Origin of the sequence: Segatella oulorum F0390, assembly GCF_000224615.1 — a bacterium.
In the GTDB taxonomy this organism is placed as follows: domain Bacteria; phylum Bacteroidota; class Bacteroidia; order Bacteroidales; family Bacteroidaceae; genus Prevotella; species Prevotella oulorum.
The window spans coordinates 105,738-118,320 of record NZ_JH114216.1; the positions used below are offsets into that span (position 1 = coordinate 105,738).

General features: G+C 42.5%; 12 protein-coding genes. 5 read left to right on the forward strand and 7 right to left on the reverse strand.

The window, feature by feature from the left end; genetic code table 11:
• Positions 1–17: 17 nt before the first annotated feature.
• A complete protein-coding gene (gene metK / locus HMPREF9431_RS06900; protein ID WP_004380483.1) occupies positions 18–1,274 on the reverse strand; it encodes a methionine adenosyltransferase in 1,257 nt (418 codons plus the stop codon).
• Positions 1,275–2,044: 770 nt separating this feature from the next.
• Here metK and HMPREF9431_RS06905 point away from each other — a divergent pair.
• Entirely contained in the window at positions 2,045–3,535 is a 1,491-nt protein-coding gene (locus HMPREF9431_RS06905; RefSeq protein ID WP_040561411.1) for an acetyl-CoA hydrolase/transferase C-terminal domain-containing protein, read from the forward strand.
• A gap of 220 nt (positions 3,536–3,755) precedes the next feature.
• Here HMPREF9431_RS06905 and HMPREF9431_RS06910 read toward each other — a convergent pair whose 3' ends face one another.
• Complete coding sequence (locus tag HMPREF9431_RS06910) at positions 3,756–4,271, reverse strand: outer membrane beta-barrel protein (protein WP_004380486.1); 516 nt, start codon at positions 4,269–4,271, stop codon at positions 3,756–3,758.
• 521 nt (positions 4,272–4,792) lie between these two features.
• Between HMPREF9431_RS06910 and HMPREF9431_RS06915 the strand changes: the two genes are divergently transcribed.
• The 3 genes from HMPREF9431_RS06915 (at position 4,793) to HMPREF9431_RS06925 (ending at position 6,544) form a co-directional block, all read left to right on the forward strand.
• The gene (locus HMPREF9431_RS06915) at positions 4,793–4,948 is read left to right on the forward strand and encodes a hypothetical protein (protein WP_040561293.1); all 156 of its coding nucleotides are present in this window, start codon (positions 4,793–4,795) and stop codon (positions 4,946–4,948) included.
• A 116-nt stretch (positions 4,949–5,064) separates the two neighbouring features.
• Positions 5,065–5,940 (forward strand): DNA damage-inducible protein D, encoded by an 876-nt coding sequence (gene dinD / locus HMPREF9431_RS06920; RefSeq protein ID WP_004380488.1) that lies wholly within the window; start codon positions 5,065–5,067, stop codon positions 5,938–5,940.
• Positions 5,930–6,544, forward strand: coding sequence for a DNA alkylation repair protein (locus HMPREF9431_RS06925; protein ID WP_004380489.1), 615 nt, complete (start codon positions 5,930–5,932; stop codon positions 6,542–6,544). The genes dinD and HMPREF9431_RS06925 overlap by 11 nt, the downstream gene beginning before the upstream one ends.
• 16 nt (positions 6,545–6,560) lie before the next feature.
• Here HMPREF9431_RS06925 and glf read toward each other — a convergent pair whose 3' ends face one another.
• From glf to HMPREF9431_RS06945, 4 genes are all read right to left on the reverse strand, one after another.
• Positions 6,561–7,688 carry a UDP-galactopyranose mutase gene (glf, locus tag HMPREF9431_RS06930; RefSeq protein ID WP_004380490.1) on the reverse strand — a complete coding sequence of 376 codons (1,128 nt, stop codon included), beginning with the start codon at positions 7,686–7,688 and terminating at the stop codon, positions 6,561–6,563.
• 47 nt (positions 7,689–7,735) lie between these two features.
• A complete protein-coding gene (locus HMPREF9431_RS06935) occupies positions 7,736–8,899 on the reverse strand; it encodes a glycosyltransferase (protein ID WP_040561413.1) in 1,164 nt (387 codons plus the stop codon).
• Between the two features lie 73 nt (positions 8,900–8,972).
• Positions 8,973–10,196: a glycosyltransferase gene (locus tag HMPREF9431_RS06940; protein ID WP_004380492.1), complete on the reverse strand. Its 1,224-nt coding sequence runs from the start codon at positions 10,194–10,196 to the stop codon at positions 8,973–8,975.
• Positions 10,197–11,120: a glycosyltransferase family 2 protein gene (locus HMPREF9431_RS06945; RefSeq protein ID WP_004380493.1), complete on the reverse strand. Its 924-nt coding sequence runs from the start codon at positions 11,118–11,120 to the stop codon at positions 10,197–10,199.
• A 196-nt stretch (positions 11,121–11,316) separates the two neighbouring features.
• Between HMPREF9431_RS06945 and HMPREF9431_RS06950 the strand changes: the two genes are divergently transcribed.
• A complete protein-coding gene (locus tag HMPREF9431_RS06950) occupies positions 11,317–12,084 on the forward strand; it encodes a glycosyltransferase family 2 protein (RefSeq protein WP_040561294.1) in 768 nt (255 codons plus the stop codon).
• 185 nt (positions 12,085–12,269) lie between these two features.
• Here HMPREF9431_RS06950 and HMPREF9431_RS06955 read toward each other — a convergent pair.
• On the reverse strand, positions 12,270–12,583 hold a 314-nt coding region (locus HMPREF9431_RS06955), incomplete at its 5' end, for an IS256 family transposase (protein WP_004380495.1).

The window sequence follows — 12,583 nt, forward strand, 5'->3', positions numbered from 1 at the left end:
CCTGCTCTTGTGTTGAATTATAGTTTAAATGCTTTCTTGATTTGGTCTACAAGGTCGAGCTTTTCCCAAGTAAACAATTCCACATCGAGCGTCTTTGTTTCGTGATAACGACTGGTGAAAGTTTTCTTTACCACTTTGTTTTCGCGTCCCATGTGGCCGTATGCTGCCGTCTCTACATACATCGGTTGGCGCAATTTCAGGTTGCGTTCGATGGCTTTTGGGGTGAGATTGAACATCGATTTAATCTTGTTGGCAATCTCACCATCCGTCAAGTTGACGTGACTTCTGCCGTAGGTGTTGACATAAACACTCACAGGTTGCGCCTCGCCAATGGCATAAGCCAGTTGCAAAAGCATCTCATCGGCCACGCCAGCTGCTACCATATTCTTGGCAATGTGGCGTGCAGCGTAGGCCGCAGAGCGGTCGACTTTGGATGGATCTTTACCCGAAAAGGCACCACCACCATGTGCACCTTTGCCGCCATAGGTATCAACAATAATCTTTCTTCCTGTCAAACCCGTGTCGCCATGAGGCCCACCAATGACAAATTTTCCTGTCGGATTCACGTGATAGACGATGTCATCGTTGAAGAGTCGCAGCACCTTTTCGCTGAGTTTGGCCTTTGTTCGTGGGATGAGCGTGTTGATGACGTCGGCTTTTATCTGTGCCAACATCGCTTCATCATCCTTTGAAAATTCATCATGTTGGGTGCTAATCACGATGTCGGTGATGCGAACGGGTTCGTTGTTGTCGTTGTATTCAATCGTCACCTGGCTCTTACTGTCGGGGCGTAGATAGGTCATTTGCCGGCCTTCTTTGCGAATTTCGGCTAAAGTGCTCATCAAAACATGTGCCAATTCTAATGAAACAGGCATATAGTTGTCAGTCTCATTGGACGCATATCCGAACATCATTCCTTGGTCGCCGGCACCTTGTTGCTCGTCTTCTTCACGGCTAACACCACGGTTGATGTCGTCGCTTTGCTCGTGAATGGCGGTGAGAATGCCACACGAATTGCCATCAAACTGATATTCGGCCTTTGTATATCCAATCTTTTTGATGGTTTCTCGGGCTATTGTTTGCAGGTCGATGTACTCTTGTGAGCGCACTTCTCCCATGATAATCACTTGCCCGGTGGTGCAGAAAGTCTCTACCGCGCAATGGGCATTTGCATCATAAGCCAGGAACTGGTCTAAGATAGCGTCTGAGATTTGGTCAGAAACTTTGTCGGGATGTCCTTCGGAAACCGACTCGGATGAAAATAAATAACTCATTTTTCCATTACTTTTTAAACGTGGAAAAACGCTTGTTAACCGTAAAATCTAAAGGGGGATTTTGCAGTTTTAGCATTTTTTTATGTGGTTGCAAGCAGCCAAATTTTTCCACAATAGTTATACAATCTTATTATTATCGCTGCAAAGTTACGAACAAATTCCTACATGCCCAAATATTTAACTTTTGTTTCTTGGGCGACAGAACGATGAAACTTGGGGCGCGGTAGCCATTTTTTAGTGGGTGGTTGAGCAGTTAGTTGCATTTTTATTTTGTAAAGATTGTATACCAAAAAGAGGGCTATCGAAAAAGATTGAAATAGAAAAGAGCATGCTAAAAAACAATTATTTTTAGGCATTTTGTGTGGGTTTGTTTCGTTATTCCTATTGCATGATGGTGTAAAAGCTATTGTTTTGCACGATAAAAGCTATTGTTTTTTGCGGCAAAAAGGATGGATTTTGAGGCTTTTTTGCACTAAAAATGTAGGCATATAAACTCATTTTGGCCTATTTTTGAGCAAGAAACTTCTGATAAAAGCAGGCGCGATGCTTAACAACTTGATTATAAGAGGTTTATTAAAAGGTTCTGTCTTTGGCGTAAATGCAATGAAAGGTTTTAAAGTTTTAAATGGAGAAGTTATGAAGAGGCGTTTGTAAAAGAATATCATAACGATAAAAATGAGATGCGAAAAAAGGCAAAATAAAAAGCGAAAGAAAGCTTGTTGTTTTTAAAATTAATGGTATCTTTGTTGCAAATCAACCTAAGCAAAGTGATGAATTACACGAGGTTAACAGCAGCAGAAGCTGCAGCATTGATTCAACACGATGACGCTTTGGCCTTATCGGGTTTCACTCCGAACGGTGTTCCTAAAGCTGTTTTTCGTGAGTTGTCGAAACGTTGCCAAGCCGAACATTGTGCAGGGCGTCCGTTTCAGGTAGGAATCATCACCGGAGCCTCTACAGGTCAGAGCGTAGAGGGCGACATGGCGCGCTGCAATGGCATCAAGTTTCGGACGCCTTTTTCTACCAACAAGGACTTTAGGGAGCACACCAATGCCGGCGAAATCGATTTTGAGGACATGCACTTGGGCCATGTTGCCGAGCGTTTGCGGCGCGGCTTCTATGGCAAAATCGATTGGGCTATTATCGAAGTGAGTGGCTATATGCAGGCCGGAAGCACCTGTCGGGCCTATTTAACGAGTGCGGGTGGCGTGGTGCCCACGATTGTTCGTTTGGCCAAACATGTGATTTTAGAGCTCAACACCTTTCATAGTCCGCAGTCGGGGCTGCTGCATGATGTCTATGAACCGGCGCGTTGCCCCCATCGTTTGCCCATTATGATTAATCATGTGGGCGACAGAATCGGCAAAGAGTTTGTTGAAATTGACTGCAATAAGATTGTGGGTGTGGTGGAATGTTGCATTCCCGAGGAAGCCAGATGCTTTAAACCCGTCGACGAGGTGACGCAGCAAATGGGGCATCATGTGGCCGATTTCTTGGTTTCTGACCTTAAACGGGGGTTGCTTCCCAAGGAGTTTCTGCCCGTTCAGAGTGGTGTAGGCGTCATCAGCAATGCTGTTTTGGAGGCTTTAGGCCATCATCCGGCCATTCCAAACTTTTCGGTTTATACCGAAGTGGTGCAGGATGCGGTCATCAAACACATGAAAAACGGCAAGATTATCGATGCCAGTTGTTCGTCGTTGACGGTGACTAACGAGACGCTTCAGGATATTTATGCCAACATGGATTATTTCTATCGTCACGTAGTTATTCGTCCAAGTGAGATTAGTAATTCGCCCGAAGTAATCCGAAGGCTTGGCGTTATTGCCATGAACACGGCTATGGAGTGTGACATTTATGGGCATGAGAACTCCAGTCACGTGTGTGGTAGTCAGTTAATGAATGGCATTGGCGGGTCGTGTGACTATGAACGGAATGGTTATTTGAGCATTTTCACGATGCCAAGTACGATGAAGGGTGGCCGAGTGAGCACCATTGTGCCCATGTGTAGCCATGTTGATTCCACCGAACATGATGTGGATGCCATCGTAACCGAGCAGGGTGTGGCCGATCTTCGCTGTAAAGGTCCGTTGCGAAGAGCACAGGAAATTATCGAAAATTGTGCGCATCCCGACTATCGTCCGTTGTTAAGAGACTATTTAAAGATGGCCGGTAGAGGGCACGAGCCCCATTGTTTAGCTGCGGCTTTCGCCTTTCATCAAGCCTATTTGGAAAAAGGTGACATGCGCTTGGCTTCATTTTAAAGGGGAAGATGGTGTGGAATGGTGCACGAAACAGTGCTGAGGGAGTGCGTGTTGCGTGTTAGCTTCTTGTAAGTTTAAACATCTATGGTTCAAAACTTATAAATGAAGATTAGAGATAATGCTGCATATTAAGGAGAAAGCTACTCACTAATGGGCAGTGAATAGCTTTCCTTTTATATCCTTTACTTCTATACTGATTTGCTATAGAGCAAATCAGCGTTTAAAAAATATAGCCTATTCCTAAGACTAAACGATTGAAATCTTTTTGTGTAATGCTATATTGGGCAGTTACTCCTAAATGCTTAAATAATTCAATGCCTGCTTGTGGAGCGCACAAAAAATGAGTTCTTTCACCCTCATTGAAGACGCCTGTACCTTGATTATCAAAAGTTACACCTGCACCTGCACCTGCATAGAATAACATCTTTTGAGAAAGTGGAAAACAATAGTGTAGTGATGGGAGTACAACCAGTGAACGCCCATTGAATGGGGAATTGGCATATTGTTTCTGTACTATAGAATAACTCTCATAACTGAGTTTTAAATTTACACGTAAAGGGCTTTCATTAAAACGATATTTTCCCTCTACATACATGCCTATATGACTCTCTTTCATTCCCATTGCACGTAATGTTATCGGATAGTTTAAGCCCAATTCAATGCGAAAGGGGTGTTCTTGTGCCCATAAATTAGCCTGTAAAGCAAGCCCTACAAATAACAAGTAAAATTTTTTCATATTAATATTATATATTTTAATGTTTAGATATTCTTAAAATAACTATTGCTGAATAGTTTCAGAGCAGTAAGCCTATTCCAAAAGAATGTTTAAATACGGAAAAAATCATATGATATATTATTTATTTAATTCGGTGCAAAGGTAGATTTTTTTCTAAATTCAAAAAATACTCAAAATTAAGTATTTTACATGATATGCTTTAGACAGATATTGATAGAGTGCACTACTAACCAAATAAGCAGTACCTAAAAATAATGATAGGTAGGGATTATATAGTAAGAGCTTTCAATTATTCTATTGACATTTTCTAAAATAAGTAAAGCAATGTTGTTTATGTTGAAGATGGTTTATTACTCTTATTAATCCTTATAGTGAAAGGTAGATACCTGACTTGTCTTTTCTTCATGATATAAGAGGCTACAAACAGGGTATACAATCAAACGATTATTGGGCGTTTAATGCCTATTTGTTTGGCGATGTAAAAATAAAAATATATTTTTGAAATGTAATAAAGGAAGAATATGATGACATGTAAGGGAAAAACAAGAGAAGAACTCATTGCAGGTTTTGAACGTGCTATTGAGCGAAAGAGAGCATTTGAAGAAGAAGCGCAAAAGGAATTTGCCGAAATGCGCAGGCGTGGAGAGGAGTTTAGAAAGCGATATGATTCCACTTGACCTATCACTTGTTAATTTATATGCACCTTATTCTGTATGGAATGTAGGTGAATATTACTATTTCCGCACTGCTATGAAGCTATTTTTAAAGTGATTTTAAACTAAATAATAAGGCTATGGATAAAAATATGATACTGCAATATAAGTCTGTGTTCGACAACATTGCACGGTATATTGAAAGCGATGATGCTAAAGAACAAATAGAAGTGTGGTTTGCACGCGAACTACAAACGATATTAGGTTATGCACGTTGGGAGAACTTTTTAGTTGCTATTCACCGTGCAATAGACTCATGTAAGGCGCAGTGTATCAACGTTGATGACCATTTTCGTGAGGTCACGAAAATGATAGGAATAGGGAAAGGTGGAAAAAGGGCGGTATCTGACTTTATGCTTACACGCTATGCTTGCTATCTTATCGCTCAAAATGGCGATCCAAAGAAGGAGGAAATAGCTTTCGCTCAAAGCTACTTTGCTGTACAAACACGAAAGGCTGAATTGATAGAAGAGCGGCTAAACCTGCTCTCTCGCTTAGAGACTCGTGATAAATTACGAATGTCTGAAAAGCAATTGTCACAGAATATATATCAGCGAGGGGTTGACGATAAAGGGTTTGGACGCATACGTTCTAAAGGCGATATGGCCTTGTTTGGGGGGCAGACTACAGAAGATATGAAAAAAAGGTTGGGCGTAAAGAGTAACAGACCGTTAGCAGACTTCCTTCCAACGCTTACTATAGCTGCCAAGAATCTTGCTACAGAGATGACCAATTACAATGTAGAAAGTAAAGATTTGCATGGCGAACATCCTATTACGAGCGAGCATATACAGAATAATCAAAGTGTTCGTGCTATGTTAGGGCAGCGAGGTATTAAGCCGGAAGAGCTTCCTCCTTCAGAAGATATTAAGAAAATAGAGCGTAAGGTTGCTCAAGATGAGAAGAAGATAGAGCAAGTTTCTCAAAAACTACCAAAGCATAAGTATGGAAATTGATAGCCTATTAAACAGAATTTTGTCCATAGAACATGGCTTTCAGCACATCATTGAAGGTGCTAATGAGATTATTTCTACATACTCAAAGGGTCGATGTGCAGAGCTTGCTGGTGAGCTTTCGGGGCATGAAGCCTACCAAATTCGAATGTTGGCAACAACAATATGGGGTAGATTGGCAACGGAAGATGACGACGCACTTTGCTTTCTGAAGGAGCGAATAAGTACTGATGAGCATTGGCGAGTGCAGGAAATGCTTGCAAAGGCTTTTGATGAAGTTTGCAAATATAGGGGCTATGAAGCATCGTTGCCACTTATAAAAGAATGGCTAAATGATGACAATCCGAATGTTATTCGTGCGGTAACAGAAGGATTACGGATTTGGACAAGTCGCCCATTCTTCAAAGAAAATCCATCAATTGCCATTGCATTAATCAGTCAACACAAAGCGCACGAAAGCGAATATCTAAGAAAGTCTGTAGGAAACGCATTGAAAGATATCAGCAAAAAGCATCGCGGATTGATACAGACTGAGGTGCAACAATGGGATTTATCCCATCCGAGGGTTCTGTTTACCTACAAACTTGCAACGAAGTTGTTGAAATAAAGATTGCGATCGGCAGCTATTCTGCATCGAACATATCCATCACTTTCTCCACGATAGGCGCCATATCGTAGTATTGATATTCAGCTAAACGGCCACCGAAGAGTGTGTTTGGCTCGGCATCGGCCAGCTGTTTGTATTGCTGATAAAGCGAGTTATTGTGCTCATCATTCACAGGATAATAAGGTTCCATGCCGGGTTCCCACTCTGTTGAATACTCTTTAGAGATGATGGTGTATGGTTTTTTGTCAACCGCTTCGCCGAAAGTCTCAAAGTGTTTATGCTCGATGATGCGTGTATAGGGCACTGTTCGATCCGTATAATTCACCACAGCACAACCTTGATAATTGCTTTTTAGCAGACGTTCTTCTTCGAATTTCACGGTGCGATATTGCAAATAGCCTAACCGATAATTGAAATATTCATCGATTTTCCCTGTGAATACTTTCATTTTAGCAAGCCCATCTAATGCCTGTCGATGCTCAAAATAGTTGGTTTCAGTGCGCACTTCTACATCTTTCAATAACTGATTGATAAGCTGATTGTAGCCACCTTTCGGAATACCTTGATAGGCATCGTTGAAGTAATTATTGTCATACACTAAGCGAACGGGTAGACGACGAATGATGAAAGCAGGCAAATCGGTGCATTTTCTTCCCCATTGTTTCTCCGTATAGCCCTTAATCAGCTTCTCATAGATGTCTTTTCCGATGAGCAATAAGGCTTGTTCTTCCAAGTTTCTGGGTAAATCTACCCCCGTTTTCCGCATGTGTAGCAGCGCCTCTTTTCGTTGTTCGTTAAGCCTTTGCATTGCTTCTTCCGGCGTTTTCACACCCCACATCTGATGGAAAGTGTTCATGTTGAAAGGCAAATTGTAGAGTTCTCCTTGGTAATTGGCCATGGGGCTGTTGGTATAGCGATTGAATTCGACCAAGGAATTGACAAACTTCCACACCCGTTGACTATTGGTATGAAAGATGTGTGCGCCATATTTGTGTACGTTTATCCCCTCTATTTTCTCGCAATAGAGGTTTCCTCCGCAATGTTTTCGGGCTTCAATCACCAAGCATCGCTTTCCTTTTTGATGAGCAAAATAAGCAAAAGTGGCACCGAAAAGGCCTGAACCAACAATCAAATAATCGTACATCGTTAAAACAAGAATAAGAAAAGTGGGATAAAATACGGTGTATAAACCTACGCATCAAAGAGCTGTGTGAGCTGTTTTCCTGCCACATCGAACGTAAAATTCTTGCTATATTCGGCTCTTCCCGCAGCAATTTGCTGTTGCAATGCCGTGTTTGTGAGTGCTTCGTGCATTGTTTTTGCAAGCGTTTCTGCATCGTTTTCGGGCACCAACAAGCCTGCTTTCCCATTGTTAAGGATTTCTTTTGGTCCTGTAGGACAATCAGTTGCCACAATCATCTTGTCTAAAAGCAAGGCTTCAATCATTGTAGTTGGCAACCCTTCGAAGTGAGAACTTTGCACGAAAAGGTTGCACTGCTTGGTCCAAGGCAGTGGGTTGGACATGAAACCTAAGAAGAAAACATGGTCGGCCACGTGGCATTCGCGTGCCGTTTGCTGCAGTTGTACCAATGAAACACCTTTTCCTATGATATAAAGCTCTTCGTTGTGACCATCATTTTTGCGCAGCAACGCATAAGCCTTGATGAGTGTTGTCACGTCTTTTTGCCTTTCTTCTAAGCGCGTTACACTAAGAATAAAGGGCTTTTCAATGCGCCGATCGTCCACTTTTTGATGGGCAGCATCGAAAAGATGCTGTGTGTTGATGCTGTTATAAATCATGCGAAGTTTGTCTTTCTGTTGTGGAAAGAACCGACAAGCCTCATCAAACATGGCCTTTGAAATGGTTACTAAGTAGTCATAACGACCAGCTTTCTGCTGCAATTTCGCCATTTCCGTGGGGTCATTTTGTTGGTTGATGGTGAGCGAATAATGATAGAAAACAATCTTTTTCGCCGGGATATGCGTCATGAAAGAACCGAAAGCATGGTTGAAGTCAATGATAACTTCATTCTGTTTGGCCAGTTTTTGGATGGCACTTCGCAGGATAAAGCGTCGGATAGGATTAAGTATAAACTCGTCTAACAGCTTGATAGGCCGTATCAAATGGGCCGTATAGCGTTTTAACAGTAACGGGTTGGATAGCAAATGCACCACTTTTACATCATCGGGAATACGCGAAAGAAACATCTCTTTCTGCTGCATGTTGTAACCAATAACTAAAGTAAGGTTGTATAAACCCGTGTTAGAGAGGTTACGAAGATATTCAATCAAGACGGTTTCTGTGCCGCCATCCAAGAAAAGACTGATGAGAAAAGCTATATTTTTCTTTTGCATTTGGGTGAAATTTATGGTTGTTGTTAGGAAGATAGCCTCTGCATAGGTGGCCATCTCCACTTTTTCTAATCATCTAATACATTGTTTCTCCTAAGAAAAGAGCGTGCAGTTGCCGGTCGATATGTGCGAAAGTGAAAATCTTTTTCTGCTCTTCTGCCGCGGAAAGCAATCGTTGTTGTAGCGATTTATCGTTGAGAAGTTGAAGAACAGCTGCGGCAAAGGCCGGCGCATCGCCCACAGGAGTGAGCAAACCGCAACGCCCATGGTCTAAGATTTCGCGTGGACCCGTTGGACAATCGGTTGCCACAATGAGCTTATCGAGCAGCAACGCTTCGATAAGCACTGTGGGAAGACCCTCGAATTTGGCGCTATGCACAAATATTTTGCAATGCAAAATCCATGGAAGCGGGGTGGGTTGGAAACCTAAAAACACCACTTTATCAGCCACTTGCAGTGTCTTTGCGAGCTGTTTGAGCTGTGCTTCATCCTTTCCTTTACCAATAATATAGAGCCATTCGCTGATATGGTGCTCGTGAACCAGCAAACTATAGGCACGAATGAGCATTGAAAGATCCTTTTGCGACTCCTCTAAACGTTCGACAGCTAATAGATAAGGCCGCTGAATGAGCGGGTTATCAATGGTCTTCTCGGCATATTCTGCAAGAAGTTGTTCATCCTTTGCGTTGTAAAGGAGTATGAATTTTTCTTTGAATTGTGGAAACATTTTCCTGCCTTCTTCACACATTGCCCTCGAAATGGTTACCACTTTGTGGTATGCGGCAAGCCCTTTCTTCATGCGATTCATGCGCTTTGGATTGTTTTTTAGCACCTGATCGAAGCTGAAATGAAAGAAAGCTATCTTGCGTTTTCGTATGTGATGGAGGAAAGCATAAGCACGACAATCAAAATCAATGATGGCATCTGCCTGTCGAGATAGCTTGTAAATGCCCCTTTGTGTGGCGAGTCTTCGCAGGGGAACGAAAAGTATTTCGTCGATGCTTGCGGCAAAAAAAGAAGCTCTTTTCTCAATGCGTTGGCGTGAAAGTCGCGTGAGAAAGGGACTCTGATTGAAGTAAACCACCTTGACACGCGGACTTAATTTTGGACGATAAACCTCCAAATCACCATAGCAAATGGCTATCCCTAAGGTGACATCGTAGTGCAGATGGTCGGCCAAATGGTTGACATATTCCAACAGAACCGTGTCAATGCCTCCATCTAAAAAGCGCGATAGGAGGAAAAGCAGTCGCAAAGGCCGCTCGTCTGACTTCGTTTCTTTAGACTGAAAAGACTGCATCTATTTGTTCTTTTTCGTTAAAGCGTCTGCATCTATCCATTCTATTTTCGGATGAAAAAATATCCCATCCCACAAACCTCGTGTGAGTTGGTGAAGCAAAGCGCGTTCTTCTTCTTGCGGAAGATGGCGCTTTTTGATTAAACGTCGCTGCAAACGAATTTTGTTAAGCTGTGAAAAAAAGAACACAACAGGGTTTTTATGCTTCCTATCGATAAAGGTTCTGTTGCGCTCTTCGTAGTATAATTTCCAAGCATGTTGGCCGCGAATGTCTTTTAAAACGGGGGTATAGTTCTCGGCTGTCGCATGAAGAACAACACTCTCTTCGGCATAAATGCCCACAAAGCCATGGGAAAACATGCGATAGGAGTACTCAAAATCATCGCACCAAATAAAGAATTCGCGATAAGGGAGTCCGATTTTAAACGGCATATCACCGCGGATAAGCATCGAAACGAACGACCCATTACGAATGATTTTCTGTTGCATTTCATGCGAAAAGGATGTATTTTCGGGCAATTCTTGCTGGCCAAAAACAACCTTGTTCATCAGGTGTTGCGAACCATCTTTCCACACCACTTTGCTGTTAATGAACCCCACTTGCGCTTGATGGGTATAGGGAAGCATCTTTTCTAAAGTGTCATCGTGAGGAATGGTGTCGTCGTCCATGAGCCAAATCCAATCGGCTTGGAGGGCAACGGCAGCTTTTATGCCTTCAAAAAAGCCACCCGCTCCCCCGGTATTCTGTGTTGTTCGAATCACGCGAATGCCTTCTGCGGTTTGCAAAAACTCGGCAGTGCCATCGGTAGAGCAATTATCTATGACGACAATATGCGTGGGGAGGCATGTCTGTTTCTTTAAAACTGCAATGTTTTGCTTCAGTAAAACCAAGCGGTTATAGGTGACAACGACAGCAACAATGTTCATGTTATGCTAAAATGATGGGATGTATGGCCGTCAAAAGAAACTTCTTCCAGCCAGCCTGATGATGGATTTCTTTTTACGACAAAGGTAATTTTTTTTAGCGATGTTCGCAAATATATGGGTAAAAAAGGGAGCAAAAAGGACATATTTTATACGACATCGTTTCAAAAGCACGAATATAATGCGTACATTTGCAAGCATGAATCAATCAGAAGGGATTACAGTTGTGATCAACACCTATAACGCAGCGCGCCATTTTGCCACGGTGCTTGAAGCGGTAAAAGGTTTTGATGAAGTGCTCGTTTGCGATATGGAAAGCACCGATAATACGCTCGAAATAGCCAAAGCCTATGGGTGTAGGATTGTGATTTTTCCCAAAGGAGCGCATCGTATCGTAGAACCTGCCCGACAATTTGCCATTGACCAGGCGCGTTGTCCATGGGTGTTGGTGGTCGATGCCGATGAGATTGTGCCGGCAGCCCTGCGCAACTATCTCTATAAGGCTATCGAAACGGAGGCCGATTTTGCCGCAATAGCCATTCCCCGCAAGAATTATTTCATGGGAAAGATGATGCATAGCTGCTATCCTGACTATATTCTTCGGTTCTTAAAGCGCGAGAAATGTAACTGGCCTCCCGTCATTCATGCCTCACCCGAGGTGGAAGGACGCATCATTCGCATTCCTTCTGCCCGGCGGGATCTTGCATTTGAACACCTTGCCAATGATAGTGTGGCCGACATTATCCGGAAAAATAACACCTATTCTGACTATGAAGTGCCGCGTAGGCGTAAGAAAAACTATGGCAAGATGGCGCTGTTCTATCGCCCACTCTATCGTTTTGTGAAGTCCTATCTGCTGAAACGTGGTTTCTTGGATGGCTGTCCGGGACTGATTCACGCAGTGCTTGATGCGGGTTATCAGTTTGAAATTGTGGCTAAGTTGATGGAAGAGCGGCAGAAGAAATGATGCTTTGTGCACTGAAAGCTATCCTATTGTCCATTAAAAGCTATTGTTTTATGGGATAATATGCACCATATTGCCGGGCATTCTCTATGCAATTACATGACAATGTGTGCTACTTTTGTTTTTACTCGGTATTGTCCTAAAAAGTGTGTAACCATAATTTCCCATATCTTCCATTTTGTTCAAAATTATTCACTCTTTTTCCAGCATCTCCATTGATAGACTTTCCTTCGATATGTCGTCTGTGTTTCTTCCATTGCAACAGATGCCAATAGAAATAAAACCGATTGACTTGACGGCATTGCAGCTCTCATCTTGATGGTTCTTTTATACTTTCTGTTGAGCCGCTCAATCCAATTCGTCGTATAAATGCATCTCTGTACTTCTACAGGGAAGTCCATATAGGTGAAATAAGCAATATTACGCTCGGCTTTATATTTGCGTAACACGGGGTATTTCTTTTCCCATCGGTTTACAAAAGTAATAAAATGTTCATAACCTT

What these genes read in the sequence shown, in the direction of transcription:
- HMPREF9431_RS06905 (WP_040561411.1), top strand. Translation starts at nt 2,045, where the DNA reads ATGAATTACACGAGGTTAACAGCAGCAGAAGCTGCAGCATTGATTCAA.
- glf (WP_004380490.1), bottom strand. Translation starts at nt 7,688, where the DNA reads ATGTACGATTATTTGATTGTTGGTTCAGGCCTTTTCGGTGCCACTTTT.
- dinD (WP_004380488.1), top strand. Translation starts at nt 5,065, where the DNA reads ATGGATAAAAATATGATACTGCAATATAAGTCTGTGTTCGACAACATT.
- HMPREF9431_RS06950 (WP_040561294.1), top strand. Translation starts at nt 11,317, where the DNA reads ATGAATCAATCAGAAGGGATTACAGTTGTGATCAACACCTATAACGCA.
- metK (WP_004380483.1), bottom strand. Translation starts at nt 1,274, where the DNA reads ATGAGTTATTTATTTTCATCCGAGTCGGTTTCCGAAGGACATCCCGAC.
- HMPREF9431_RS06945 (WP_004380493.1), bottom strand. Translation starts at nt 11,120, where the DNA reads ATGAACATTGTTGCTGTCGTTGTCACCTATAACCGCTTGGTTTTACTG.
- HMPREF9431_RS06935 (WP_040561413.1), bottom strand. Translation starts at nt 8,899, where the DNA reads ATGCAAAAGAAAAATATAGCTTTTCTCATCAGTCTTTTCTTGGATGGC.
- HMPREF9431_RS06910 (WP_004380486.1), bottom strand. Translation starts at nt 4,271, where the DNA reads ATGAAAAAATTTTACTTGTTATTTGTAGGGCTTGCTTTACAGGCTAAT.
- HMPREF9431_RS06915 (WP_040561293.1), top strand. Translation starts at nt 4,793, where the DNA reads ATGATGACATGTAAGGGAAAAACAAGAGAAGAACTCATTGCAGGTTTT.
- HMPREF9431_RS06925 (WP_004380489.1), top strand. Translation starts at nt 5,930, where the DNA reads ATGGAAATTGATAGCCTATTAAACAGAATTTTGTCCATAGAACATGGC.
- HMPREF9431_RS06940 (WP_004380492.1), bottom strand. Translation starts at nt 10,196, where the DNA reads ATGCAGTCTTTTCAGTCTAAAGAAACGAAGTCAGACGAGCGGCCTTTG.